The following is a 23,085-nucleotide window of genomic DNA, read 5'->3' as shown; positions in this document are numbered from 1 at the left end:
TCCCTCAGTCGACCTGTCCCGTTTCACGTCCCGCCGGCAGCATCGCCGGCCGCTCGACGCTGCTCTCGATCTTGACGCGGCGCCCTTCATCGGCGGAGGTTTGGAACGCCTCCATCACCTCCAGCACGTGGAACGCAAGCGCGCCGCTGGCGCGGTGCGGTCGGTTGTTCAGGATCGCGGACGCCATGTCGGCGACCCCGATGGAGCGGAACTCGCCTTCGACATGGCCGTGCGTCCACGGCATTGTTTCCCATTCGCCGCCGGTCCTGGCGAGGTGCACCTCGCCGCCGAAGCGGTTCGGGTCCGGCACCTGCAGGCTGCCCTTGTCGCCATAGATCTCGATCGGCGCGTGCCGGTGCTTCGGTACATCAAAGCTCATCGCGATCGAGATGACCGCTCCGCTCTCGAATTCAAGCGTGCCCGCGACATGGGTCGAAACCTCGACCGGGATCAGCGTGCCGTTCATCGGCTGGCTGGTAACCAGGCGCTCGGATCGCGGCCGCGCCGTCGAGCCCATCACGCTCGCGACCGGGCCGAGCAATTGCACGAGATCGGTGATGTAGTACGGCCCCATGTCGAGCATCGGCCCGCCGCCGCGCAAGTAATAGAAGCCCGGCGCCGGGTGCCAGCGCTCATGGCCGGGGCAGCCGAAGAAGGCACTGCCCGCCACCGGCGTGCCGATCGCACCGTCGTCGATCAGCTTGCGGGCGGTCTGATGCCCGCCGCCAAGGAACGTGTCGGGCGCGCAGCCGACGCGCAGGTTCTTCTGTGCGGCGAGATCGATCACCTTGCGGGCTTCGGCGGCGTTGATGCCGAGCGGCTTCTCGGAATGGACATGCTTTCCGGCATTCAGCACCGCGAGACTGACATCAGTGTGTGCCAGCGGCACCGTGAGATTGATGACGACCTCGACGTCATCGCGTTTGAGTAATTGATCGACCCGCATCGCCGGCAGCCCGAAAACGGCACCCTGCCGCTCCGCGACTTCACTGCGCATATCGGCGAGCGCCCTGACCTCCATGACCGGGAAGCGTTGCGCCGCCTTGAGGTAGGCGGTGCTGATGACACCGCAGCCGATGATTCCAATTCCGACTTTTCTCATTGTGATCTCCGTAAGGGTCCATTCATCCCTTGACCGCACCCGCAGTGAGGCCAGCAACGATGTGCTTCTGCGCCAGAAGGAAGAGAATGATCGTCGGCAGGATGGTCAACGTGATGAAGGCCAGGATCAGGTGCCATTCGGACGAATACTCGCCCTGATAGACCATGATGCCGAGCGGCCACGGATAGAGCGCATCCGTGTTGAGCATCACCAGCGGCAACAGATAGGCGTTCCAGCTGTTGACGAAGGTGATGGTCCCGACGGTCGCCAGGATCGGCCGCGACAGCGGCAACGTCACATAGCGGAAGAACTTGATGTAGCTGCAGCCGTCGACCAGCGCAGCCTCGAGCAGTTCGTAGGGAATGTCCTTGAAGAACCGCCGCAGCAGCAGCACGCTCATCGCGAGGCTGAAGGCCACCTGCGGCAACGCAACGCCGAAATAGGTATCGAGCAGCCCGAGATCGCGCACCTTGATGAACAGCGGAAGCACCGCGGTCGCCGCCGGAAACAGCAGGCCGAGCGTGAGATAGCTCAGCAGCATCGAGCTGCCGTAGAACTTGACATGGGCAAAGGTGAACGCCGCCATCGATGCGGTGATCAGGGTCAACACCACCGCGAGCGAGGATATGATCAGCGAGTTACGCAGGAGCTGCCAGTAGCGCGCGGAGAACAGGATGTCGGAGTAGTTCTGCCATTCCCATTGACGCGGCAAACCGAACGGGTTGACGCGCAATTCGCCGAGCGATTTGAAACCGCCGAGCAACGTCGCGAGCAGCGGCACCAGCACGAAGATGGCCACGATGGCGAGGAACACGGCCTTGAACAGCACGGCAGGATTTACCGGGTTGCGGGAAATCTTCGCACTATTCATCGCGCATGAACCAACGCTTGTAGGTAAAGGCAAAGGTCACGCAGATCGCGAACAGGATGACGCCGATGGCGCTGCCATAGCCGACCCGCATGCGCGAGATGCCGTTGTTGTAGAGGAAGCTCACCATCGTGTTCGAGGAGTCCGCAGGCCCCCCACGTGTCAGCGGCATGACGAGGTCGAACAGCTGCAGCGAGCCGACAATGGCGAAAAACACCGAGAGGCGGATCGTCGGATAGAGCAAGGGAATGACGACATGGCGCAGGGCTTGCAACCTTGTCGCGCCGTCGATGCGCGCCGCCTCGATCAGGCTCTTGTCGAGACTCTGGAGCGCCGCGATGAACAGCATCATGTGGAAGCCAAAATACTTCCACACGATCACGATCAGCACGGCCAGCATCGACGTATCGGTCGAGGCCAGCAAATGCGGCGGCTCGGCGCCGAAGCTGCGCCAGATCGAGGCGACGAGGCCGTAGTCGCCGTCATAGACGAAGCTGAAGATCAGCCCGGTCGCGATCTCGGCCAGGATATAGGGCATGAAGAACAGCATGCGTAGCGCAACCGACCCGCGAAAGCGTTCGGCGAGCATCAAGGCGAGCGTCAGCGCGAGCGGAAGCTGGATCGCGAGCGAGACCGCAATAATCAGCCCATTGTTGCGCAGCGCGAGCCAGAAGGCGCGCGTCTCCAGCACGAAGCGGTAATTGTCGAAGCCGATCCAGTTGGTCGGCCTGCCGAACCCGTTCCAATTGAAGGCCGAGTACCAGGCGGCCTCGCCGATCGGCAGCACCACGAACAGCGTGAACAGCAGCAGCGCCGGCGGCAGGAACAGGATCAGGACCGTGAAGCGGCCGTCCCAGGCCGGGCCGCGGACCGCGAGCGAAGAGAACGGTGTCCCCGCAACGCCAATCGCGGGCGAATTCGCGATACGTCGCGCCACCCTCAGTTGCCCTGCTTCCACGCCGCCTCGATCGCCTTCGCGGCATTCTGCGGGCTCAAGCTGCCACCGGCGATCTCCGCGGTGACGTCGTTGACGACGCGGCCGACCGACGGACCAAGGCTCTGGTCATAGAAGTTCTGGTGGTAGTTCGACTTCGCCAGATTGGCCGCGATCAGCTTCATGAAGGCATTGTTGAGACCAGCGTCCGCGCCCTGCACCACCGGGATGATGAAGTTACCCGCCGCAAGCCGCGTCTGCACATCCTTCGAGACGAAGTATTTCAGGAAATCGACCGCCTCCTTCGGCGAGCCTTTCGTGACCAGCCAGCCGGTAATGCCGCCGAGCGTGTCGGTCGGCGCGCCCTTGCCGCTGGCCACCACCGGGAAGTCAAACCAGCAGATCTTGTCTTCGCTCAATCCGACCTTGTCGGCGGCGAGAGCGCGCTGCAAATGATAGACCGTGCTGATCGCGAGCGTCATCGCCGCCTTGCCGTCGCCGAAATAGCCGACGGCCTGAGGATTCTTGAAACCAAGGAAGCCATTCTGGAACGGCTGGAGATCGACGAGCTGCTTGAACAGCTCGCCGGATTTCTGGAAGGTCTCGCCGGCGAAGCCGCTGTCCTCGCCGCGCAATGCAGCGTCGAATGCCGGCTTGCCGCCGATGCGCACCGCAAGAAGGGTCCAGTAGAAGTGCAACGGCCATTTGTCGGCGCCGCCGACCACGATCGGGGTCACGCCGGCGGCCTTCAGCGTCTTCACCGCCGCAAGCAGATCGTCCCAGCTCTTGATCCCGGCAGGATCGACTTTCGCCTTGGCCATCAGCTCCTTGTTGCAGAGGAAGCCGACCTGCGACAGCGCGGTCGGCAGACCATAAACGCGGCCGTTGGCGGTGAACGCGGCGAGCGCGGCCGGTGTGAGACTGTCGCTGTAACCCTTCACCTGTTCGGTGATGTCGTCGAGAACGCCTGCCTCGATCTGGGTCTTCAGGACGCCGCCGGCCCAGCTGTAGATGATGTTCGGGCGATCCTTGGATTGCAGGATGGTCGGCAGCTTGGCCTTGTAGGCTTCGTTCTCGAGAAACTGCATCTCGACCTTGACGCCAGGATGGGAGGCCTCATAGGCGCGCGCGACCTCCTCCCAGATTTTCACCTGGGCCGGATTTGCCTCGATGTGCAGCCACTTTACGATCGTATCGGCTGCTGCGGCGTCGGCCAAAAGCAGGCATGCGGCAGCGGCGAGTCCCAGCTTCCTGAGCAGTCTCATCACATCTCCTCCCGACCGATCTTATTCTTTGCCGCGATCCTGCTCCCGATTTTTGAGGTACGCAACTAAAATTCTGATCTACGTACCTCAGAAGCAAGCACGCGCATTCGCCAATGCGCTCGATGTTGTCCTTAGCAATGCGACAATGTTGATGTCAGCCGCTCGCGGCCGGCAAGCCCGTCGTCTGCTGCGGCACGCCGGCGCGGTCGACAAGCAGATCCGTGAGTCCCGCCCCCAGCCACATGCCGCCGAGCACGAGCCAGGCGGTGAGTGCGAATACGGAGGCACCAGTCACGCCGGCGCCGACCGCGCAGCCGCCGGCAAGCATCGCGCCAAACCCCATCAGCACCGCCCCTAACAGGTAGCGCCGCATGCCGAGCCCGTCCGAAAATCCCTCAAGCTTAAGTTCATGTGCGCGCGCCGCGGCCAGAAACGAGCCGAGGAATACGCCGGGGACGATGCCGAGGTCGAAGCCGAGCCGAAGCTGCGCGCTGTTGAGCACCAGCATCAAGAGCTCGGCCGACGGCCCGCTGAAGGTGAGGCTCTTCAAGGTCACCGGCGCGAAGGAAGCCTGCGACAGCTGGTAGGTGAAGAGCCAGCCGGCGACGACGGCCGTTCCGGTCGCAAGTGCGGCAAGGATCAGCCGGCGCGGCAACCGGCTGCGAAAGGCGAAGGCCAGCCCCGCAATCAGCCACAAACCTCCGAATGCAAGCTTCTCGGGCGTGCCGGCACCGAACATGGCCATGATGTCCCGCGACGGACCGCCGTCGACCAGCCACAGGTTGGTCACCCATTCACGCGCGGGCGACAGCAGGCCGCGATAGGAGGCTTGCGCGGTCACCGCAAACACCAGCCCCGACAACAACGCCCGGAGATTGCCATTGGCCGAGAGCACCAGCAGCCGGCTGGCGCAGCCCCGCGCCAAAATCATCCCGCAACCGAACATCACACCGCCCAGGAGAGCGCCGGAGATGCTGCCCTGCTGCGCGAGCTGGCGCGCCTCGGATATGTCGAGCCAGCCGAGCGCGACCAGGCCTTGCGTACCCACCAGCGCCGCGGCAAAAGTCAGGAGCCAGACGGCAAGGCGCGGCCCGCCCTCGCCTCGGGAAAATTCGACCGCCGCGGCACGCAGACAGAAGCGGCTGCGCTGCGCGAAGAACCCGAACAGACCTCCGACCATGAGGCCGCCGAACCATGACAGCGGATCTTCCCCCAAGAGATCGATGATCGGCGTCAGCACGTCCGCCTCGGCTGTTGCTGCGAGCATGCATTCTAGCAATCGCGTCGTGGCGTCCCATGAGCCAGATCAAAGCTCGACGTCGCAGGATGCCGGAACACAGCGGCCTCAGGGGCGCAAATAGGCAAATCCCTGCTGTTGCAGCTCGACGAGCCGCACCACACCGCCCTTCTCGGCCACCACGAAACCGGGCGTGAGATCGTCCAACTTGACGCCCTGCGCCTTCATCGTATTGGCGCAGGCATCGAAGCCGACGCCGGCATCGACGAGCTTCGTCATCATCGCAACGGTGTGGTCCTGCGCCGCGAGCGCGTGGAAGGCACGCAGCGCCGGTCCGTGCACGACCAGCCTGATGTCGGCCTTGCCGGGTCCACCGACGCCGTCGACATGGTTCTGCAGATGCCCAGAACAAAGACGACACGATCGGCATCGGCCAGATGATAGACGACGCGCTGTCGCGCGGCCGTTTCCGTCGCCGCGGACGCCTGGCGCACCGCGAACGCACCAAACAGCCCGGCAAGGCTCGCGCCAAGCATGGATCGACGCTGCATGGTCCCTCCTATCGTGCCTGCTTGATGAACTCGGCGATTCGATCGGCAACGTCTTCCGCGAACAGGTCGCGGAAGAAATGATCGGCATCCTCGATCTTGTCGAGATGCACCCTGCCCCCGCTCGAACCGGCAAGCGACGTGAAGGCGGCCGCCACGTCGGGCACGACGGTGTCCTTGGTCGCGGCGAGCACCAGCACCGGCATCTTCACGCGCGCCACCAGCGCGGCCGTGTCCTGGCCGGCATCGGGACCGTAGAATGACGCAAAGGCCCGCGCGGAAACCACGGCATTGCGGCAATAGACGAAGCCCGGCACGTCCATCCACTCCCCGCCCCGGCCCGCCGCAACCGCTTTCGTCGCCAGCTCCAGAACCGGCTCGAGCGGCTTGCCATAGGTCTTGGCGTAGGAGGCGCGCAGATCGGCCTCGGCTTTTGCGGTCACCGGCGCCAGCAGCACCCCACCCGCCACCGGCGAAATCTCGTTCGCTGCAAGATACCGCGCCACCTGGTTGCCGCCGCGCGAATGGCCGAACGCGAAGACGAGCCGGGACATGCCCCTCGCCCGCGCGACCCAGGCGCCGATCTCCGCGACTGCATCCTCAACGACATAATCATGCCGTGCGGTACAGTCGTACATGCCTTTGCGGCGATCGAGCCCCAGCGACAGCGTATGGGCGAGCGAAGCGATGCCGCGCTGCTCAAGCGCCTTGGCAACGCCCTGAATGACCTCCATGTCCTTGTGCGCGAGCGTGCCGTGGGTCATTACGACGAGCGGCGTGTCCGGTGACATCGCGGCTGGCGTGCGCAGTGTCGCGAGCGTGGTGCGGCCGTCGACCGACAGTTCGAGCTCCTGTTCGGCCGCATATGCGGACCCTGCGAACGCGAGCAAGACGGCCAGTCCTATCAACCATTGCATCAGCGGCTTTCTCCTCAGGGCCGGACAATCGTCCAGTTCTTCTCCGCCAAATCCATCAGCGCGGCAACCCCGACCTGTGTGACGCTGACGCCCTCAATCAGCGGCGGCCGCTTGTCCTCCTTCGCCGCCAGCGTCTCCAGCGTGTTGCCGCAAGCGATGAAGCTCACATTGGGCATCGATTTCAGGAAGTTCGCCAGACGCTCCTTCACCGGCGAGCGGTCCTGAAGCAGCATGTCGAGGCCGCCGTTGAAGGCGACCACTGCGATTTCGACGTCCTCGCCCTGCCCCGAATAATGCCGCGAGACATTGGCCGCAACATCGAGCACGGCGCGCATCTTGACCGGGTCGTCGTCGCTGATCTGCAGCGCGAGCCTGTGAGGTTCGGCCGCCCGGGCCACGGCCGGATGGATTACGATGAGCGAGCCAACAGCGAGAGCCGCGTGCAGCAGCGCGCGGCGGCTCGCCCGGCCGTGTTTCACTCCACGCCCCGCGACTTCTTCTCCTTGCCGTCCTCGGGCGTCACGTCGATGGCGGCAGCGCGCCCCGTGATCTTCACCGGGGCAATGCAGTTCTTCATGCAGGGGTCTTTCTGCCAGAACGACTTCTCGCTGGTGGCGCGGTCGTCCATCACGAACCCCTGCTCGTTCGGCATCTTGATCGTCGCAAGGGTCTTCTTGTTCAGCTCGAAGTTCTGATCGGTGACGACGTCGTTCAGATAGAGGACGTAAGCGACCAGCGCATAATATTCATCGACGGACAGGGATCCCGTATTGCCATAAGGCATGGCGTGACGGACGTAGTCGAACACGGTGGTCGCGTAGGGCCAGTACGAGCCCACGGTCTTGACCGGATTATCCGATGTCAGCGAGCCCTTGCCGCCGGCCAGCACCGGCCAGCGGCCGTTGCCCTCGCCGAACTCGCCATGGCAGCTCGCGCAATTGTCCATGAACAGCTTTTCGCCCTGCATGGCCGTGCCCTTGCCGTCCGGCAGGCCCTGGCCGTCCGGGCGCACGTCGATATCCCAGCCGCGGATCTCGTCCGCGGTCGGCGCGCGGCCGATGTGATAGCGTGGACCGCTCTTGGCCTCCGCCTTCTGCTGCGCGAGCGCCGGCACGCTCAGCGCGCATGCGAGCAGCGCGGCTGCAGTGAACTTAAGCGACTTCGACATTCTCGACCTCACCATTGGCCTGCACATGCCAGGTCTGGATGCCATTGTTGTGATAGATGGAGTTGACGCCGCGGATCTTGCGCAGCTCCGCCTTGCTCGGCTGCAAATAGCCGGTTTCGTCCTGCACGCGCGATTGCAGCAGCAGCGGCTCACCGTTCCAGTCGAACTCGTAGTAAAAACGCGTCAGCGCCTTGTCGAGAACCGGCCCGTCGAGCCGCGCCGGCCACCAATTTCGGCCGCCGTCGAGTGACACGTCCACGCGCTTGACCTTGCCGTTGCCGCTCCAGGCCAGACCCGAGACGATGGTAAAGCCTTTGCCGTGCTTGATCGGCGCTTGCGGGCTCGGGCTCGTGATCACGGACTTGGCGTCCATCGACCAGGTGAAGCGGCGCGCTTTGCCGTTCGGCATGAGGTCCGTGTATTTCGACGTCTCCTCGCGAGTGTGCCAGGGCTGGTCGCCGACCTTGATGCGGCGCAGCCACTTGACCCAGAGATTGCCCTGCCAGCCCGGCACCACGAGCCGCATCGGATAGCCCTGCTCGGGATAGAGCGCCTCGCCGTTCATCTTGTAGGCGATGATGCAGTCGTCGAGCGCTTTCTCGATCGGCAGGCTGCGGTCCATCGCCGCCGCGTCGGCGCCTTCGACCAGCAGCCACTTGCCGCTCGCCTTGACGCCGGCTTCCTCCAGCAGGGTGCGCAGCGAGACGCCGGTGTACTGCACGCAGTGGATCATGCCGTGGGTGAACTGGCAGCCATTGAGCTGGGCGCCGCGCCATTCCATGCCCGAATTCGCCGCGCATTCCATGAAGTGGATGCGGTTGACGCGCGGATAGCGCTTCAACTCCTCCAGGGTGAGAATGAGCGGACGCTCGACCAGCCCGTGGATCATCAGGCGATGATCGGCCGGATCGATCTCGGCGATGCCACCGTGATGCCGCTCGAAACAGAGGCCGTTCGGGGTGATGATGCCTTCGAGCTCATGCAGCGGCGTGAAACTCACCGAGGATTCGCGCGAGGCGGTCAGCCATTCGACGTCGCGCCGGACGACGTCCTTCTCGAATTTCGACGGCTTACCATACGGGCGCACCGCGACGCCCTCGCCGAGCGACGTGGTCCATTCCGGCACATTGGGCGGCTGGTTGGCGGGATTTCCGCCTGCGGCCGCCGGCCTTGCCAGCATCGAGGCTGCGACGCCGGCGCCGGCGGCCAGGAAGCTGCGACGGGATTGACTGTCCATCTTCGACATCGCTTCTTACGCTCCGGTAACTTTGACGGCCCGGTTGGGCTCGAGCCGAACGATTTTCTGTCGCGTCAGGTAATTCGCGACGACGTCCCAGATCGGCGGCCCTTCGGTTCCTTCGTTGACGCTGGCCCAGCCGGCGACCTGATATTCCCTGGCGGGCTCGATCGGCGTGCCGGTCTTGAGGACCTGCATGTCGGAGATGCGCTGCCCCTGCGGCTTGGTGACGTCGATCGCGTAGGAAAGCCCGCCGATCCGCACCATGTCGCCGCCCTGCTGATAATAGGGGTCGACATTGAAGAGGTTATCGGCGACGTCCTCGATGATCTCCTTCAACCGCGAACCCGTCATACCCATGCGGTAAACCGCCGGATACGTGATCGCGGTCGCGTTGGTGACGTCCTCGAAAGTGATGTCCTGTCCGGGCAGCACGCTGGTGCCCCAGCGGAAACCGGGCGAGAGTGCGATCTCGGCATCGCGCTCCTGCAGCAGCGCCTGGCAGATCAGATCGTCGAACGTGCCGTTGAAATTGCCGCGCCGGTAGAGCAGCGAGTCGGTCTTGCCGAGCACCTTGGCCAGATCGGAGGCGAAGGGTTTGCGGACCTCGGCGATCTTCGCGGCCATCTCGGCGTCCGCCGTGATCACATCGGAGAACAGCGGAATGAGCTTGTAACGGAACGCTTTGACCTCACCGTCGCGGACGTCGAGATCGAGCCGCGAGACGAACTTGCCGGAGGAGCCCGATGCGATCAGCAGGGTCTTGCCGACCTTCACCGCTTCGGGCAGCGCGTCGTGGGTGTGCCCGGTCAGGATGACGTCGATGCCCTTGACGCGGCTCGCCAGCTTGCGGTCGACGTCGAAGCCATTATGCGAGAGCAGCACGACGAGCTGCGCGCCGCCCTTGCGCGCCTTGTCAACCTGCGCCTGGACGTCCTCCTCGCGCACGCCGAACGACCAGTTCGGAATCATCCAGCGCGGATTGGCGACCGGCGTATAGGGGAAGGCCTGGCCGAGCACCGCGATCTTGACGCCGCCGCGCTCGATCATGGTCGAGCCCTCGAACGCCGCCTCGTTCCATTCGGTGTCGCGGATGTTGAGACCGAGGAACGGGAAGCCGAGGCCTTCGATGGCCTGCTTGACCCGCTCGCTGCCGTAGGTGAACTCCCAATGCCCGGTCATGGCGTCGGGCTTGAGCAGTGCCATGCAGTCGATCATGTCCTGGCCGCGCGTCTTCAGTGACGACCATGAGCCCTGCCAGGTGTCGCCGCCGTCGAGCAATGCGACCTTGTCGCCGCGCTCGGCACGGATCGCCTTGATCACGGTCGCGGCACGATCGAGGCCGCCGATCCGGCCATAGCTCTTGGCGAGCGCCTCGAAATCCTCCGAGGTCAGCGCGTAGGCCGCCGACGAGCCGGGCGCGATGCCAAACCGGGCGAGAAACTCCTTGCCGGTGACGTGCGGCGGAAGGCCCTTGGCCTCGCCCACGCCGAGATTGGTCGAGGGCTCGCGGAAATAGAGCGGCATCAGCTGGCCGTGGATATCGGTCACATGCACCAGCGTGACGTTGCCGAGCGGCTCGAAGGCCAACAATTCCCTTTCGGTCAAGCGCTGCTGGGCGAACGCACGGGTCAGGCTGGAGCCCACACCGGTCGAAAGTCCCGCCGTTGCCGCGGCAACCTGGATGAACTCGCGGCGAGAGATCATGCGCAACACTCCTGCAAGCTCAACGTTTCAGTTGCGCACCGACGGCGTCTCGACCGGAAGGCCGATGCCGCGCCAGGCCACATAGAGCTCGAGCGCGAGGAACTCGTCCGATAGCGGCTTGAACGGCTCGGCGCGCACGTCGAACATGCAGCCTTCGAACCGCTCATGTAGTGGCACCAGGCGCTGGTCGCGCAGCCGATAGGTCGGAAAACCGTTGGTCTGGCCCTGGCTCAGGAAGTCCGCGCGCATGAACTTGCCGTTGTTGCGCTCGTGGCAGGACTCGCAGGCCAGATCGAGCTGGCCGTAGCGCGTGTAATAGATCTGCTTGCCGCGCTCGAACCATGGCGACATCGGCCCATCGGTCTTCACCGCGACCTTCATGCCGTGCGATTGGTAGCGCACGAACGTGGTCATGTCGGTCAGCTCACGGGACTTGAATTTCCAGGGCTCCGCCTTCATGTGATCGCTGCGGCAGATGTTGATGCGCTGTTCGAGATTGACCGGCTTCTTCAGCTTGTCGTCCCATTTCGGCATGGCGGCGCCGACGCCCTTCATGCTGGTCTCGGCCTCGCCGTGACAGCTCATGCAGGACTTGCCCTCGCTGCCCTCGACCTTCTTCCAGACGTCAGCCGCGCGCTCCACGGCGAGGAAGCCCGGATTCTCGAGATCGTCGTCCTGCAGCGCGCGGGTCTCCTTGCTGCGAAATTCGTAGCCGGAGATGATGGTCTTGAAGACGTGGCCGGGCGGCGCCGCGATGCCCTTGCGCTCGGCGTCCTCAGCGACCGCGAGCGTCGCAACCGACGCGGCGGCCGCGACCAGAGCGGCCAACCCAACATATCGTCGCGCCATTGCGTGCCTCCCTCAATGCGCGATGCGCATCATGCCTTGAGCGCAATCTTCTCTTCAGCCGTGATCACCGTGCCATCGTCGTCCGTCCAGGAGAACTTGAACGTGCCGGCTTCGTCGACCCGCGCGTCGAACTGGACGTAGGGATTGGCCGAGATCGCAGGCTCGAGCGCGCAGGAGAACACCGGCTTTCCGTTGAACTCGCAGGCGAACTTGTTGATGATCTTGCGCGGAATGGCCTTGCCCTGCGCGTCCTTGCGCTGGCCGGATTCCATGACATGCGAGACCAGGGTCTTGATCTGGATCACCTCGCCTTTGGCCGCTTCCTTGGGAAGCTTGATGCGCGGTTTGTCTGCCATTGTTCCTCTCCTGAAGCCCTAGCCGCCGCAGCCGCCGATGGTGACCTTGACGGTCTTCTGCTCCATGAACAGCGAACCGTCACTCATCTTCGCGACCGCAATCACGTTCTGCGTGGTCGCAAGCCGGATCCGGATCGAAGCTTCCGCCTTGCCCGACAGCGGCGTAAACGACAGCGTCGCCACGCCCGCATTGGGGTTGCCGTCGGCGATGATCAGAACGTCTTTCACATAGGCGTCTGCCGTCATCGGGCTCTCGATGTTGATCGAGAGCGGCACGGTGTTGCCGTTCTCCGCGATCTCCGGCAGGTCGAGCGCGATCTTGCCCTTGGCAGGTTGCTTGCCGCCGGTGAACGCCTCGATCCACTTCGCCGCATCGCCCGTCACCTCGGCATCGGCTGCGATGGGCATCAGCGTCAGCACGACGAAGCCGCCCCCGAGCGCAAATGCCTGCCGTCGATTGATGGCTCTCATTCCTGATCCTCCTCGCCGTCAGTTCAGCGTCTTGAGAAAAGCGATGACGTCCTCGACCTGCGCGGCCGTCAAAATGGACTTGCCGACGAACTCCGGGCGCACCCGGCTGAGGCCATCATTCCTGAAGAACGCCGGCATGACGGTGTCGGTAAAGATGCGCTTGGGGTCGGCGATGATGAGGCGCAATTGCGCCTCGGTGTAGCGGCCGGCCACGCCGTCCAGCGACGGACCGAACTCGCCGTGGAAATCCTCGGACTTCAGGCTGGTGACCTGGTGGCAGGCCAGACAGTTGCCGAGTGTGCGCGTCAGAAACACCTTCTTGCCGGTGGCGGCATTACCGGGCGCGCCGGTCAGGGATTTCGGCAAGGAGTCGTTGACGATATCGAGCCTGATCGGCTCCTTGTTCGGATCTTGCGCCAGAGCGCTTCCGGCCGACAGACAAAGTGCAAACGCAGCTGCAAGCGAGCGCCGCATGTTCCCTACCCTCGGATCGCGGGGTGACGCCCGCTTGGTCACGACGGACTCACAGTCCATCAAATTCAGTTATTATGATATGTTCATATAAACGCTGGCGTCAAGCGGAATTCGACGGCGTTCCGCATCAGCCGTTCGCGGCCAGAAAATCCCGGAACGAGCCGCGCTCGTAAGCGCGCTCCCGCACGAAACGAAACATCGCCAGGAAGTGCGGCGGCTTGAGATAGCCGGGTGCCCGCGCCACCTCGCGCGCCATTGCATCCTTTGTTTCGAGGCCATCGGCGGATGGTGGAAAGAACTGAAAGGTCGGCGTGAACCGGATCCCGTATTTCTGGGCGAGCTCTTTCTCTGTTAATTCCTGGCGGTCGAAGTCCGTCACCTTGCGCGAGCCGATCAGGTTGAGCTGCAACACCTCGAAATTGTCGCGGATATAGCTGGCGATGCCGGCATCGGCGAAGTTCACAAGATGCGTCTCGCGGCAATAGGGGCAGCCGCGCAGCTCCCACATGATGGCAAGCCGCTTGCCGCCGGCCGCAGCGCCCTCCAGATCGTCGCGCAGATCGAGGAAGCTCTGCAGAAACCAGGGCTCGTGATAGAGCCCGTCTTCTCCGACGGCGGGCTCGGCCGCCGCCGCGCCGCGGCCGGCCAACGCCGCGCCTGCAGCGAATGCGAGGACGCCGCGTCGCGTTGGCGTGCGAAGCGACGTCGGGGTTTCGTGCCTCGGAAGGTCTTGCGCGTTGCTCATTTTCATTATGATATTCGAATACACGAATGTGACAAGGAGATCCGATCTTGCGCTGCACCATCGTGCTGCTGGCATGGCTGGCCTCGAACGCGCTCGCGCTCGGCGCGGAAGCCGATAGACCTGCGGATTTCGCATCGGCGATGGCGCCGATCATGGCCAATCTGCGCACCGCCGCGAGCTATGCGCGCACTGGAAATTTCGCACTGGCGCAGATCGAGACGGACGAAGCGGTCGCCGGGTGGAAGCGGCTTGTGCCGAGCACATCCGGTCCCCCGCCCGCTTATGCGCCGGCCGAATTGACGCGATTTCTCGACGGAGGTCGCGAGAGACTCACGGTGATCACGGGCGCGCTGGACCGCGGAGACAATGTCGCCGCCGGCCGCGAGTTGCTTGCGGTTCGGCAGGCTTTTCACGCGCTCAGGCGTCACGCGGGCCTGTACGACCTCGGCGATTGCATCTTCGAGATTGCGCCCGCCATGGAGGCGTTGCGTATCGCCGCCACCAGGTACGGCGAAAAGCCGGCATCGGCGAATGCCGAGGACACCGTCGCCGCCGCGAGCGCGTTCCGCGATCGGCTTCAACGCTGTAACGAATGGGCAAACAGCGAGATCGCCGCCCAAGGTGAATTCCGCCGCCTGATCGACGGCGCAATCGCCAGCAGCGGCGAGATCGCTCATGCCGCGATGGCGGGCGACGGCCCCCTCGTGCATCGTTACCTCATCGAACTGCAATCCTTTGCCCAGTTGCTCGACTTCCGTTACGGCTAGCCTCAGCCGATGCTGGTCAATGCAGGAAAATGCTCGAGCAGCCATTCGGAGACCACGGGCATCAATCCGGTCAGGAACATCAGACCCGTCGCGACCAGGAATACGCCCATCGTCTTCTCGATCAGACCGAGATGCCGGCGCACACGGCCGAGCGCGGCAATGAAGCGACCGGTGAAGGCCGCCGCGACCAGGAAGGGAATGCCGGTCCCGACCGAATAGGCGAGGAGCAGCAGTGCGCCCCGTCCGGTCGTGTCCTCCGATCCCGCCATCAGCAGGACGGCGGCGAGGATGGGGCCGGCACAGGGCGTCCAGCCAAACGCAAAGGCCAGGCCCATGACGAAAGCCCCCGCCACGCCGGCCGGGCGGTTGTCGACCTGCACGGTCGCGCTGCGATAGAGCAGCGGAATCCGGAGGAGCCCCAGGAAATGCAGGCCCATGACGATAATCAGCCCGCCGGCGACGATGCCGAGCGTCGACAGGTGCGCGGAAATGAAACGTCCCGCGATCGAGGCGGTCGAGCCGAGCGCGACGAACACCAGGGAAAAGCCCGCCACGAAGGCCAGCGCGGAGATCAGGATCCGCGGCCGCAGATCCGGCCTGTCGCCGGACAGATCCGTGACCGAGACGCCGGCCATGTAGCACAGGAAGGGCGGCACCAGGGGCAGGATGCAGGGCGACAGGAACGACAACAGGCCCGCGACGAAGGCCGCACCCAGCGTAACGTCCAAGGTCATTTCCGCCCCATCCCTAGCACATATACGAATTTAATGATATAAAGCGCCGATCGACGTTTGGAAAGCAAGTCCTTCACGAGGAAGTCTGCAAAGGCCGGTTACGCAGCATGAATAGAATCATCGTTTTGCTCGCGCTCGCCGTCGGGCTCACGCTGCCCGCGACGGCATCGCGCGCCGCCGAGCTCCTCATGTTCGAGCGCGCCGGCTGCGCCTGGTGCGCGCGCTTCAACGCCGAGATCGCCCCGATCTACGGCAAGTCCGACGAAGGCCGGGCCGCACCGCTGCGCCGGGTCGACCTGAACAGCCCCCTTCCCGCCGATCTCGCCGGAATCGATCCGGGTCCCTTCACGCCGACCTTCGTCGTGGTACAAGAGGGCCGTGAGATCGGGCGCATTCGCGGCTATCCCGGCGATGCCTTCTTCTTCGGCCTGTTGGACCGAATCCTGTCAAACACGGGATCGGAACCCGGGAGGTCGTGACCATCTTGCGGATTTTCTGAGAGGAACTTGACGCGATGCCGTTGCCAAAGCTGAAGGATATCGAGGGCTCCGCCGAACTCGAGCAGATGATCGAGAAGGCGCGCGAGGCCAGCGACATGCTCAAGGCGCTGTCGCACGAGTCCCGATTGCTGCTGCTCTGCATCCTCGCCGAGGGCGAGAAGTCCGTGACCGAGCTCGAGCAGTTCCTTGGCGAGCGCCAATCGACCGTCTCCCAGCAGCTCGCGCGGTTGCGGCTCGATCGGCTGGTGACGACCCGCCGCGACGGCAAGACGATCTACTACAGTCTCGCCAGCGAGGACGTCCGCAAGATTCTCACCGCCGTTTACGACGTGTTCTGCGAGCCGGTTCGCCGGCGCCGCCGGTAGTTCTCCACGCTGGATTTTCGCGCCCCACCGGCGCAGACTACCCGCAAGGCAGAACCAAAAACGAAGCGGGAGGAATGCTGAGCCCTTCGACCATAGCGTTCGCATGCGGGCTTGCCGCCGGTGCCGTGCTCGGCGTTGCCGGCCGCGCGGGTCGTTTCTGTACGCTGGCGATGCTCGAGGACGCATTCTTCGGATCGGATTTTCGTCGGCTGAAATCCTTCGCGCTGGCCGCGGCAGTCGCCCTGCTCGCGACCCAGGCGCTCGCCGCGTTCGGCATTGTCGATCTGTCGCGGTCGATCTACCTCACGGCGTCGATCGGACTTGGCGGTGCGATCATCGGCGGGCTGATGTTCGGCGTCGGCATGGCGCTGGTCGGCACCTGCGGCTTCGGTACGCTGGTGCGCGTTGGCGGCGGCGATCTGCGCGCCATCGTGGTCTTTCTCGTGCTCGGCCTGTCGGCGCTCGCGACCATGCGCGGCATCACCGGCATGCTGCGCCTGATGCTGATCGAGCCGTTGTCGTTGCGGCTACCCGAGGGAAGCACCCAGACCTTGACGTCGCTGCTCGGCGCAGGCAGCGCGATGCGCGCGATCCTCGTCGTGGCGATGTCCGCCGCGCTCGCCTTCTGGGCCCTTGCAGATGGCAGGCTGATCCGGTCGCCGCGGCTGCTGGCCTCCGGCATTGCCGTCGGCGCCGCGATTGCGTTCGGCTGGTTTGCCACCGGATGGCTTGCCGACGACGAGTTCGACCCCGTGCGGGTCTCCTCGCTCAGCTTCGTGGCACCGCTTGGTGACGCCATTCTCTACGTCGCCACCTTCTCCGGCGCGCGGCTCAATTTCGGCATCGGCTCGGTTGCCGGCGTCGTCGCAGGCTCGTTTGCCGCCGCGATGCTCGCGCGCGGCTTCCGCTGGGAAGCGTGCGACGACGCACGCGAGCTGAAGCGTCACATGATCGGCGCGCTGCTGATGGGCATCGGCGGCATCATGTCGATGGGCTGCACCATCGGTCAGGGCCTCAGCGCGCTGTCGACGCTCGCGGTTTCGGCACCCGTCACGATGTTGGCCATCGCCTGCGGCGCGCGCCTCGGGCTCGAGTTCACGATGACCGGCGAGTGGCTGCCGGCCGTTCGCAGACTGTTCGGGGTCTCGACCTGACTCGAAAAACGCGGATCGCCGTCGAACTGCCGGCCTCGTATCCTCCTGCAGTCCGGTTGCCCTTTCAAGCATGACGGCAGACACACCTTCGCATTCTCGCGGCTGATTTCGCCCGAGCTTTGCTTGGTCTCGCGACCCTCTCATCCAAGAGGGCGCAGGGAAGGCCGGGTGCTGGCTCGCACCCGCGGTCCGCTGCGCGAAATGCACACGCAGAAGAACCGCACAGCAGCATACAGGTGGTGCCGATCACTCGGCCTTCCCTGCGCGGTGGTTGGACGGCTTATGCCGTGATCTCCCGGGAGCCGACCATTCCTTCTGGCCTCCCTCGCCCCGCGAATTTGGATGATGCAGTCTGCCCGGTTGGGCTCGCTCGCATCTCCGCGAAAGGCTTGACCGTAGCAACGACGGCCAGGACCACACGGTTTTGCCGTACGCGCGTTCGCTGGTCACCACATTATCTCCCGGCCTTGTCGACGTTGCCGAAAGAATGTGGCGAGACGAACTGAACAGCGCCGCTCATCCGCACGAAGCCCCGGGCTCACAGGGACTACCCGCCCTGCCCGCGCCGCTCGTGCCGACGCTGCCGCGTCCACCGCAAGCCCGGCTCGCGATGCGTGACGACACATGATCGACCCTCTTGGGTGCCGGGATGGACGACACATACGCCGAAACCGAATTTCGGTAAAGTGGAATATTTTTAGCGAAGCGGATTGACAGAGGGCGACACAGGCTCGGCCCCGGAGCCCGGATGAGCGTAGCTGCATCCCGGATCGGCGCGGGAGCGCAAGGGCCCTCGTTTGCGCCCTCAGTCGTGAGCGCCGGACATTTCGTCGTGCTTCAAGTGCCGCCTGCGGATATTGCGGGTGACGATCCAGACCACCGCCACGGCGACCGGCACGAAGATCGCGGTTGCCAGCGAAGGCTCGACATGCAGGCCGCCGTCATGGGCACCCTTGGCGAGGTAGCCGAACAGGCTGACGACGTAGTAGCCGATGGCCGCCACCGACAAGCCTTCGACCGTGCTCTGTAGCCTCAATTGCAACCGGGTGCGCTCATCCATCGAGCGCAGGAGATCGCGGTTCTGCTCCTCGAGCTCGACATCGACGCGTGTGCGCAACAGATCAGCCGCGCGCGCGAGCTTGATCGACAGATCGGCCTGCCGGTCCTCCATCGTCGCGCAGGTGCGCATCGCAGGTGCCATGCGGCGGGCGAGGAAGGAGGACCAGGTCGGATAGCCCGCGATCTCGCCGCCTTCGATCACGGCGAGGCGCGCCTGCACGATGTCGTTGTAGGCGCGGCTGGCGCCGAACCGAAACGAGCTGCCGGCAGCTCCCCTTTCCAGCGAAGCCGCCAATGCGGTCAGTTCCGTCAGGAGATGGTTGTTGAGCTTGAGATCCTCGGCGCCCTGCATCTCCTCGAGCACTTCGACGAGCCGCCTACCGATATGATCGACAGCGGGCGCAAGCTCGAGCGCGGCGGGCAGACCAAGCAGCGCCAGCGTGCGATAGGTCTCGATCTCCAGCACACGCTGCACGAGGGCGCCGAGCCGGCCGGGCGAGAGGCCGTCGTTGCAAACGAGAATGCGGACGAAGCCCTGATCGTCCGTGCGAAAGTCGGATGCCACGACGGCAGGTCCGCTGCGGACCGCGGCAATGGCGAGACTGCCTCTCTCGAACAGCTGCTGCGCACGCTCCAGCGCCGCCGAAGTCTGCTCGACCTCGAGCTTGACGGCGACCAGCAATTGGCCGGATTGGCGCAGAGACCGGATCAACGCGGCAGACTCTTCACCGATCTCGCCGAACCGGCGCGCGGGCGTCTGCGGGCTGCTCAGGATCCAGGTGAAGGTGCTGAACTCCGAGTGTTGCTCCCAGCGGAGCTGGGTGTCACCGATCATCACCTGATGATGCTTGGTTCCGGCGTCCGGCGGCGCCTGGCCGTGCGACATGCAGAATGCCACGAAGCTCTGCCGGTCCGCCTCGGCGACCTCGCCCTGGCCGAGAAAGGCAAAGCGCAGCACCGTGACCGGCGCTGTCAGCCGGGTGAATGGGCGGGCATGCACCTCGGCCAGCACCGCACCACGCTGCGGGTGCAGTTCGAAGTCGGCGAGATCGAGGTCACGGTTCATCGACGGTCCCCCTGCTGGGCTTTCAGGCCGCGATGTGTCGCCAACCTCGCCGTTCACTACCACAACAAACCTCGCCTGCAACGCATCGCGCGTTGCGGGACCATTTTTTCGCGCGGAGACTCTCGCGGCCCATGGCCTGCCGCGACCTAGAACGTCCCGGCGATGGTAAGACGGAACGTCAACGGCTCCACGGGGTGCAGCACGTAGTCCATCACGCCGTTCTGACAGACTGAAGTTGGCGCAGTCCCCGATATGCAGAGGTTGTAAAGCGTATCGGTCTTGAGCAGCGAGCCATAGGCATAGCTGATCTGGTTCGCCCTCGTGTTGAGGAGGTTCAACACGTCGAGCTGAAGGCGCCAGCCATTGTCGACGCGATAGCCAAGGCGGCCGTTGAAAATGCTGGTCGCAGAGGAACGGAATGCGTTGTCCTCCGTCAGCGGGCTCGACGCCAGATAGCGCCAGCGCAAGGTTCCGAACCAGCCGGTCCTCTCGCCCAGCGTGACGCCTGCCGATGCCACCATCGCCGGCGAGTTCGGAATGTAGTTGCCGGGCGCGTTGCCGATCTGCGCCTCGGGATAGCCGGCGAGCGAGGCATAGACGTCCGCCTGCTCGCTGTCATAGCCGCGGAAGCGTGCATGAGTCATTGCGAGATCGGCATCGATGTCGATCCAGGACGTCGGCCGGTAGTGGTTGGTCCATTCGAAGCCGTAGCGTCGGCTGGCGCGGGTCGCGGACGTGTCCCCGGCATCGCCGGAGAACAGGATCTCGGAATCCTGATCCAGCATGAAGACGCTGAGCGAGGTGTCGAGGCCGGGAACGATCCTGCTGCGCACGCCGACCTCTGCACCCCTGGTGCGCACCAGGAGCGGCGATGGCGTCAGCCTCGTCGCGGGATCGCTGGGATCCTCCGTCGTGGTCGCGCCGCGGGCGTCGTTGGAGTGCATGCCGTAGCCGGCGCCGAAGAAGAATTCGGTCTGGTTGAACGGGCCGAGCACCATCCTGAATTTCGGGCTGCCGAGTACGGCGTCGGTGCGGCCGGAGTTGTTGGCATTGAACCGCGAGGTGACGTCGGCGGCATAATAGTCGCCGCGCCATCCCACCGTCGTCCTGAGCCAGTCGGTCCAGCGCACCGTATTTTCGGCATAGATGCCGACGCTGCCCTCGCCGACCTTGTCGCTGCGAATGTTGGCAAGGAAGCCGCGCTGGAAGGTGTTGGTGAGCGCGAGATCGATCGCATCATAGCGCGACTGCAGGCCAAAGCTGGTCTGCATCGGCAAGCCCGCCAGCGAGCCGTTCAGCGTGCGCGAAATGTTGGCGCCCCCCATCAGGCGATCGTCGTGCTGGTGGAACTGGTCGCCGAGCATGGGATCGCTGAGGAAGTAGGTGAAATTGTTGAAGAGGTCGAGCTGGCTCTTCACGACATAGGCGTTGGCTTTCCAGGAGCCGAGATCGTCGCTCTGCGCGATGCGGCCCGAGAGCGCGAAACGGTTGGTATTGCCGCCGTCACTTGGATCTTCCGAGCCGAAGCGATCGAGAAAGCCGGATGCGATCGCGCGCTGCGGGACCTGGTCCGTCGAATTCCATTTGTTGGCGTAGGCCATGCCGGTGACGGAGACGCCGTCGGTCGCGGTGCCCTGGCTGTAGCGCACGAGGCCGTTGAGCTTTCGCACATTGTCCGGGTTGTCCCACGGGCCGTTGTAGGTCCCGATCTCGCCGGCCACGAGCAAGGAGCCGTCACCGACCTTCGCGGAGTCCATGCCGAGCAGGCGGCGATAGCCGAAGCTGCCGGCGGTCAGCTGCGCTATTCCCCTGGTGCGGTCGATCAGACCGATATGGACGCTGCCGGCCGAAGCGAAATCGCCTTCGTCGGCGAAGTACGGCCCCTTGCGCGCGTCCACTGCGGCGATGGTTTCCGGGATCAGCCAGTTGAGATCGGCATAGCCCTGGCCGTGCGCGTGGGTGCGCATGTTCACGGGGACGCCGTCGACGGTGATGGCAAGGTCTGTGCCGTGGTCGAGATTATAGCCGCGCAGGAAATACTGGTTGGCTTTGCCCTCGCCGGAATGCTGCGTCACGATGAGACCCGGCACGGCTTCGAGCGCTTCGCCCGGCCGCGTGAAAGGGCGTGCATTGATCTCCTCGCCCGAGACGGAGATCTCGCTGGCCATGCCAAGCTGACCCTTTGCACCCGAGGCGACGCTGCGCACATCCGACGCTTGCGCCGCTGCCGGATACGCGGGGATGCGGTGGTCGGCCGGGGACGGCTTGCCGGCCCGGCGCGATGCGACCGGCTTCTTGCGCCCCGCCGTCTCGCCGCCGCCGACCTGGATTGCCGGCAGCTCGCGTGAGGTGTTTTCGCCCTGGGCGAAAGCGCGGCCGTCATCCGCGAGCAGAACCAGGGCCGAGAGTGCCGTCAGCGCGCCGCCGCCACGAAAGGGCTCATGCCGCTTCGGTCGCATCGGCGCATGCCAGAGCTTTCGTCGCGGCCCGGTGCCGGCCGTCCGCAAAGATGCGGCGATAGAGCACGACCGAGACGAGCCAGGCGATTGCAAACAGCGCGATCACGGCAAAGCCGACATTGGCGAGCGACTCGTTGAGGCCCTCGACCAGCGTCCACATCCCTCCGGACAAGTCGAGCCGGTCGGCGATCAGCCCGAGCGCCTCGATACCACCGATGAACAGCGCGACCGCCACGGAGGCGCCGGTGATCGTGAGGTTGTACCAGAGCTTTCGCAAGGGATCGACGAAGGCCCATCGATAGGCGCTCACCATCAGCGCGGAGTCGGCGGTGTCGACCAGCGCCATGCCCGACGCGAACAGTGCAGGGAAAACCAGCACGTCGGCGACCGACGCGCCGCGCGCGGCTTCGGTTGCTGAGATGCTGAGCAGGCCGATCTCGGTCGCCGTGTCGAAGCCCAGCCCGAACAGGAAGCCGAGCGGATACATGTGCCAGGGTTTCGTGACCAGGCGGAACAGCGGTCCGAGCAGTCGCGCGAGGAAGCCGCGGTTGGCGAGCAGCGTCTCAAGACCTTCGGCGTCGTGAACGCCCTGCTCCCGCGCCGCACGAAACGTCCGCCACAGGCCGGCGAAGATGACGAGATTGATGGCCGCGATCACGAGCAGGAACAGCGCCGACACCGACGTGCCGATGAGGCCGCCGATCTCCTTGAGCAGACTGTCGCCGCCCAGGCTCACCACGCCGAGCGCGAGCAATATGGTCGCGACCACCACGACGGTGGAATGGCCGAGCGCAAAATAGAGGCCGACGCTACGCGGCGCGCCACCCGTCTGCATCAGCTTGCGCACGACGTTGTCGATGGCGGCGATGTGGTCGGCATCGACGGCGTGGCGCAGACCGAACACCCACGCCAGCAGCGCAGTCGCAAGCACCGTCGGCCGGTCGCCGAACAGCGCGAAGGCCCAGGCCCATGCGGCGATGTTGGCGGCGATCAGCCCCCCGAACAGCACCACCGTTCCGGGCTCGACCGCCCGCAGAGTCCGCCTCACCGCCTGCTCCATCCACCTGATCCCGCAGTATGACGTTTATCAAGAACCCTCATAC

At 64.7% G+C, this 23,085-nt stretch carries 23 protein-coding genes and 1 pseudogene; 4 read left to right on the top strand and 20 right to left on the bottom strand.

The window, feature by feature from the left end; all coding sequences use genetic code 11:
* Positions 1-4: 4 nt before the first annotated feature.
* The 16 genes and pseudogenes from A3AS_RS0102650 to A3AS_RS0102575 form a co-directional block, all read right to left on the bottom strand.
* Positions 5-1,102 (bottom strand): Gfo/Idh/MocA family protein, encoded by a 1,098-nt coding sequence (locus A3AS_RS0102650; protein WP_018316060.1) that lies wholly within the window; start codon positions 1,100-1,102, stop codon positions 5-7.
* 22 nt (positions 1,103-1,124) lie between these two features.
* A complete protein-coding gene (locus A3AS_RS0102645) occupies positions 1,125-1,973 on the bottom strand; it encodes a carbohydrate ABC transporter permease (protein WP_018316059.1) in 849 nt (282 codons plus the stop codon).
* On the bottom strand, positions 1,966-2,907 hold the full coding sequence (locus tag A3AS_RS0102640; RefSeq protein WP_018316058.1) for a carbohydrate ABC transporter permease: 942 nt from the start codon (positions 2,905-2,907) through the stop codon (positions 1,966-1,968). Before A3AS_RS0102640 ends, A3AS_RS0102645 begins: the two co-directional genes overlap by 8 nt.
* A 2-nt stretch (positions 2,908-2,909) precedes the next feature.
* A complete protein-coding gene (locus A3AS_RS0102635) occupies positions 2,910-4,169 on the bottom strand; it encodes an extracellular solute-binding protein (protein ID WP_018316057.1) in 1,260 nt (419 codons plus the stop codon).
* 154 nt (positions 4,170-4,323) lie between these two features.
* Positions 4,324-5,409, bottom strand: a complete 1,086-nt coding sequence (locus A3AS_RS0102630; RefSeq protein WP_049814771.1) for a YeeE/YedE family protein — start codon at positions 5,407-5,409, stop codon at positions 4,324-4,326.
* Positions 5,410-5,514: 105 nt separating this feature from the next.
* A pseudogene (locus A3AS_RS0102625) lies at positions 5,515-5,957 on the bottom strand (DsrE family protein).
* A gap of 8 nt (positions 5,958-5,965) precedes the next feature.
* Complete coding sequence (locus tag A3AS_RS0102620; protein WP_018316055.1) at positions 5,966-6,871, bottom strand: alpha/beta hydrolase; 906 nt, start codon at positions 6,869-6,871, stop codon at positions 5,966-5,968.
* A 14-nt stretch (positions 6,872-6,885) separates the two neighbouring features.
* Entirely contained in the window at positions 6,886-7,350 is a 465-nt protein-coding gene (locus tag A3AS_RS0102615) for a DsrE family protein (protein WP_018316054.1), read from the bottom strand.
* Positions 7,347-8,039: a c-type cytochrome gene (locus A3AS_RS0102610; protein ID WP_026201591.1), complete on the bottom strand. Its 693-nt coding sequence runs from the start codon at positions 8,037-8,039 to the stop codon at positions 7,347-7,349. The genes A3AS_RS0102615 and A3AS_RS0102610 overlap by 4 nt, the downstream gene beginning before the upstream one ends.
* The gene (soxC, locus tag A3AS_RS0102605; protein ID WP_018316052.1) at positions 8,023-9,285 is read right to left on the bottom strand and encodes a sulfite dehydrogenase; all 1,263 of its coding nucleotides are present in this window, start codon (positions 9,283-9,285) and stop codon (positions 8,023-8,025) included. The genes A3AS_RS0102610 and soxC overlap by 17 nt, the downstream gene beginning before the upstream one ends.
* A gap of 6 nt (positions 9,286-9,291) precedes the next feature.
* Positions 9,292-10,983 (bottom strand): thiosulfohydrolase SoxB, encoded by a 1,692-nt coding sequence (soxB, locus tag A3AS_RS0102600; RefSeq protein ID WP_018316051.1) that lies wholly within the window; start codon positions 10,981-10,983, stop codon positions 9,292-9,294.
* 27 nt (positions 10,984-11,010) lie between these two features.
* The gene (gene soxA / locus A3AS_RS0102595; RefSeq protein WP_018316050.1) at positions 11,011-11,832 is read right to left on the bottom strand and encodes a sulfur oxidation c-type cytochrome SoxA; all 822 of its coding nucleotides are present in this window, start codon (positions 11,830-11,832) and stop codon (positions 11,011-11,013) included.
* Between the two features lie 29 nt (positions 11,833-11,861).
* A complete protein-coding gene (gene soxZ / locus A3AS_RS0102590) occupies positions 11,862-12,188 on the bottom strand; it encodes a thiosulfate oxidation carrier complex protein SoxZ (RefSeq protein WP_018316049.1) in 327 nt (108 codons plus the stop codon).
* An 18-nt stretch (positions 12,189-12,206) separates the two neighbouring features.
* On the bottom strand, positions 12,207-12,659 hold the full coding sequence (soxY, locus tag A3AS_RS0102585) for a thiosulfate oxidation carrier protein SoxY (RefSeq protein WP_018316048.1): 453 nt from the start codon (positions 12,657-12,659) through the stop codon (positions 12,207-12,209).
* A gap of 18 nt (positions 12,660-12,677) precedes the next feature.
* A complete protein-coding gene (gene soxX / locus A3AS_RS0102580) occupies positions 12,678-13,133 on the bottom strand; it encodes a sulfur oxidation c-type cytochrome SoxX (protein WP_026201590.1) in 456 nt (151 codons plus the stop codon).
* Positions 13,134-13,260: 127 nt separating this feature from the next.
* Complete coding sequence (locus A3AS_RS0102575) at positions 13,261-13,878, bottom strand: thioredoxin family protein (RefSeq protein ID WP_085963934.1); 618 nt, start codon at positions 13,876-13,878, stop codon at positions 13,261-13,263.
* Between the two features lie 152 nt (positions 13,879-14,030).
* Between A3AS_RS0102575 and A3AS_RS0102570 the strand changes: the two genes are divergently transcribed.
* Complete coding sequence (locus A3AS_RS0102570) at positions 14,031-14,645, top strand: hypothetical protein (protein ID WP_245283131.1); 615 nt, start codon at positions 14,031-14,033, stop codon at positions 14,643-14,645.
* 2 nt (positions 14,646-14,647) lie between these two features.
* On the opposite strand, the gene A3AS_RS0102565 is transcribed toward A3AS_RS0102570, so the two are convergent.
* Positions 14,648-15,379, bottom strand: coding sequence for a cytochrome c biogenesis CcdA family protein (locus A3AS_RS0102565; RefSeq protein WP_018316044.1), 732 nt, complete (start codon positions 15,377-15,379; stop codon positions 14,648-14,650).
* 107 nt (positions 15,380-15,486) lie between these two features.
* Between A3AS_RS0102565 and A3AS_RS0102560 the strand changes: the two genes are divergently transcribed.
* The 3 genes from A3AS_RS0102560 (at position 15,487) to A3AS_RS0102550 (ending at position 17,398) form a co-directional block, all read left to right on the top strand.
* Positions 15,487-15,858, top strand: a complete 372-nt coding sequence (locus A3AS_RS0102560; RefSeq protein WP_018316043.1) for a regulatory protein SoxS — start codon at positions 15,487-15,489, stop codon at positions 15,856-15,858.
* A 35-nt stretch (positions 15,859-15,893) separates the two neighbouring features.
* Positions 15,894-16,244: a metalloregulator ArsR/SmtB family transcription factor gene (locus A3AS_RS0102555; RefSeq protein WP_018316042.1), complete on the top strand. Its 351-nt coding sequence runs from the start codon at positions 15,894-15,896 to the stop codon at positions 16,242-16,244.
* A gap of 74 nt (positions 16,245-16,318) precedes the next feature.
* Complete coding sequence (locus tag A3AS_RS0102550; RefSeq protein WP_018316041.1) at positions 16,319-17,398, top strand: YeeE/YedE family protein; 1,080 nt, start codon at positions 16,319-16,321, stop codon at positions 17,396-17,398.
* A gap of 805 nt (positions 17,399-18,203) precedes the next feature.
* Here the strand turns inward: A3AS_RS0102550 and A3AS_RS0102545 are convergent.
* The 3 genes from A3AS_RS0102545 to A3AS_RS0102535 all read right to left on the bottom strand — a co-directional run bounded on the left by A3AS_RS0102545 (position 18,204) and on the right by A3AS_RS0102535 (position 23,042).
* Positions 18,204-19,523, bottom strand: coding sequence for a DUF3422 domain-containing protein (locus A3AS_RS0102545; protein WP_018316040.1), 1,320 nt, complete (start codon positions 19,521-19,523; stop codon positions 18,204-18,206).
* Positions 19,524-19,669: 146 nt separating this feature from the next.
* Positions 19,670-21,982 (bottom strand): TonB-dependent receptor, encoded by a 2,313-nt coding sequence (locus A3AS_RS0102540; RefSeq protein ID WP_020508602.1) that lies wholly within the window; start codon positions 21,980-21,982, stop codon positions 19,670-19,672.
* The gene (locus tag A3AS_RS0102535) at positions 21,963-23,042 is read right to left on the bottom strand and encodes a HoxN/HupN/NixA family nickel/cobalt transporter (protein WP_018316038.1); all 1,080 of its coding nucleotides are present in this window, start codon (positions 23,040-23,042) and stop codon (positions 21,963-21,965) included. Before A3AS_RS0102535 ends, A3AS_RS0102540 begins: the two co-directional genes overlap by 20 nt.
* Between the last annotated feature and the right edge of the window lie 43 nt (positions 23,043-23,085).

This window comes from Bradyrhizobium sp. WSM2793, assembly GCF_000379585.1.
GTDB lineage: Bacteria > Pseudomonadota > Alphaproteobacteria > Rhizobiales > Xanthobacteraceae > Bradyrhizobium.
This window is presented reverse-complemented; position numbering and strand designations above follow the sequence as displayed.

What these genes read in the sequence shown, in the direction of transcription:
- A3AS_RS0102650 (WP_018316060.1), bottom strand. Translation starts at nt 1,102, where the DNA reads ATGAGAAAAGTCGGAATTGGAATCATCGGCTGCGGTGTCATCAGCACC.
- A3AS_RS0102645 (WP_018316059.1), bottom strand. Translation starts at nt 1,973, where the DNA reads ATGAATAGTGCGAAGATTTCCCGCAACCCGGTAAATCCTGCCGTGCTG.
- A3AS_RS0102635 (WP_018316057.1), bottom strand. Translation starts at nt 4,169, where the DNA reads ATGAGACTGCTCAGGAAGCTGGGACTCGCCGCTGCCGCATGCCTGCTT.
- A3AS_RS0102620 (WP_018316055.1), bottom strand. Translation starts at nt 6,871, where the DNA reads ATGCAATGGTTGATAGGACTGGCCGTCTTGCTCGCGTTCGCAGGGTCC.
- A3AS_RS0102610 (WP_026201591.1), bottom strand. Translation starts at nt 8,039, where the DNA reads ATGTCGAAGTCGCTTAAGTTCACTGCAGCCGCGCTGCTCGCATGCGCG.
- soxC (WP_018316052.1), bottom strand. Translation starts at nt 9,285, where the DNA reads ATGTCGAAGATGGACAGTCAATCCCGTCGCAGCTTCCTGGCCGCCGGC.
- soxB (WP_018316051.1), bottom strand. Translation starts at nt 10,983, where the DNA reads ATGATCTCTCGCCGCGAGTTCATCCAGGTTGCCGCGGCAACGGCGGGA.
- soxA (WP_018316050.1), bottom strand. Translation starts at nt 11,832, where the DNA reads ATGGCGCGACGATATGTTGGGTTGGCCGCTCTGGTCGCGGCCGCCGCG.
- soxZ (WP_018316049.1), bottom strand. Translation starts at nt 12,188, where the DNA reads ATGGCAGACAAACCGCGCATCAAGCTTCCCAAGGAAGCGGCCAAAGGC.
- soxY (WP_018316048.1), bottom strand. Translation starts at nt 12,659, where the DNA reads ATGAGAGCCATCAATCGACGGCAGGCATTTGCGCTCGGGGGCGGCTTC.
- soxX (WP_026201590.1), bottom strand. Translation starts at nt 13,133, where the DNA reads ATGCGGCGCTCGCTTGCAGCTGCGTTTGCACTTTGTCTGTCGGCCGGA.
- A3AS_RS0102575 (WP_085963934.1), bottom strand. Translation starts at nt 13,878, where the DNA reads ATGAGCAACGCGCAAGACCTTCCGAGGCACGAAACCCCGACGTCGCTT.
- A3AS_RS0102570 (WP_245283131.1), top strand. Translation starts at nt 14,031, where the DNA reads ATGGCCAATCTGCGCACCGCCGCGAGCTATGCGCGCACTGGAAATTTC.
- A3AS_RS0102565 (WP_018316044.1), bottom strand. Translation starts at nt 15,379, where the DNA reads ATGACCTTGGACGTTACGCTGGGTGCGGCCTTCGTCGCGGGCCTGTTG.
- A3AS_RS0102560 (WP_018316043.1), top strand. Translation starts at nt 15,487, where the DNA reads ATGAATAGAATCATCGTTTTGCTCGCGCTCGCCGTCGGGCTCACGCTG.
- A3AS_RS0102555 (WP_018316042.1), top strand. Translation starts at nt 15,894, where the DNA reads ATGCCGTTGCCAAAGCTGAAGGATATCGAGGGCTCCGCCGAACTCGAG.
- A3AS_RS0102550 (WP_018316041.1), top strand. Translation starts at nt 16,319, where the DNA reads ATGCTGAGCCCTTCGACCATAGCGTTCGCATGCGGGCTTGCCGCCGGT.
- A3AS_RS0102545 (WP_018316040.1), bottom strand. Translation starts at nt 19,523, where the DNA reads ATGAACCGTGACCTCGATCTCGCCGACTTCGAACTGCACCCGCAGCGT.
- A3AS_RS0102540 (WP_020508602.1), bottom strand. Translation starts at nt 21,982, where the DNA reads ATGCGACCGAAGCGGCATGAGCCCTTTCGTGGCGGCGGCGCGCTGACG.
- A3AS_RS0102535 (WP_018316038.1), bottom strand. Translation starts at nt 23,042, where the DNA reads ATGGAGCAGGCGGTGAGGCGGACTCTGCGGGCGGTCGAGCCCGGAACG.